We start from the raw sequence: 1314 nt of genomic DNA, 5'->3' as shown, positions 1-1314 counted from the left end.
AGCCGCCACGTCGTGGTTGGGATGGCTGTCCAGACCGGGATAGAGCACCGTGTCGACCGCGGGGTGTCCGTCGAGGAATTCGGCGATCAGGGCGGCGTTTTCGCTGTGCTGACGCATTCGCAACACCAGGGTCTTGAGCCCTCGCATGGTCAGGTACGCGTCGAACGGGCCCGGCACCGCCCCGGCCCCGTTCTGCAGGAACGCGAATGCCGTGTCGAGTTCCTCGTCGTTGGTCAGCAGCGCGCCGCCCACCACGTCCGAGTGCCCGCCGATGTACTTGGTGGTCGAGTGCAACACGATGTCGGCGCCCAGCAGCAACGGCTGCTGCAACGCCGGCGAGGCAAAGGTGTTGTCCACCAACACCTTCACCCCCGACGACGACGCGATCTGCACGATCGCGGCGATATCGGCCACGCTCAGCAACGGGTTGGTCGGGGTTTCCACCCAGATCATCCGGGTCCGCGGGGTGATCGCCGAGCGCACCGCGTCCAGGTCGCTCAACGGCACCGGCGTGTGCGTGACGTTCCACTGCGAGAACACCTTGTCGATCAGCCGGAACGTGCCCCCGTAGGCGTCGTCGGGGATCACCACGTGGTCACCGGGCCGTAGCACCGCCCGCAACGCACAGTCCGTGGCGGCCATACCCGAGGCGAAGGCCCGCCCGTAGGTGGCCTCCTCGACCGCGGCCAGCGCCGCCTCCAACGCCTGGCGCGTGGGATTTCCGGTGCGGGCGTACTCGAACCCGCCGCGGAGCCCGCCGACGCCGTCCTGGGCGAAGGTCGAGCTGGCATAGATCGGGGTGTTGACGGCTCCGGTACCCGGGTCGGGTCGGTAACCGGCGTGGATGGCTTTTGTGGCCAGACCGTGCCACCTGCGCTGTTCACTCATAACGTGACGAGCCTATCGGGGCGGATACCCGTACGGGTTGGGACCGCCCTGTGGCCCGGGGAATACCGGAGGCGCGGGAGCTGTGGCCGGCGCCGGCACGCACACCGTGGTCACCAGTTTGTCGGCGATGGTCTGGCGCTTGCCGTCCCACAGCGGCATCAGATAGCCGATGTAGAAGATGCTGTCGACGAAGTGGGCCAGCTGCCGGACCAGTGACATGCCGAATCCGATCGGCTGACCGGTCCTCTCGCTGATCACCTTGAACTTCATCACCTGCTTGCCGATGCTCTGGCCGGTCTTGCCCTGGCGGTAGCCGTAGTTCCACACCACGAAACCGAACGTCGCCGCGAACAGCGCGAACGTCCCCAGGATTATCAGTGCGGCGACGCCGCCGGACGGCTCACCGGAGGTTTCCGACGTGGCGGC

2 protein-coding genes are annotated in these 1314 nt (G+C 67.2%); both read right to left on the bottom strand.

Features of this window, described 5'->3' with window-relative positions:
* Nucleotides 1–888 (bottom strand): cystathionine gamma-synthase (locus A5740_RS19895; protein WP_076196838.1); only part of this gene is annotated, 888 nt, incomplete at its 3' end.
* A gap of 12 nt (nt 889–900) precedes the next feature.
* Nucleotides 901–1314: RDD family protein (locus A5740_RS19890; protein ID WP_139335245.1), on the bottom strand; the 414-nt coding region annotated here is incomplete at its 5' end.

The sequence above is a fragment of the Mycobacterium sp. GA-1841 genome (assembly GCF_001954135.1).
GTDB lineage: Bacteria > Actinomycetota > Actinomycetes > Mycobacteriales > Mycobacteriaceae > Mycobacterium.
This window is presented reverse-complemented; position numbering and strand designations above follow the sequence as displayed.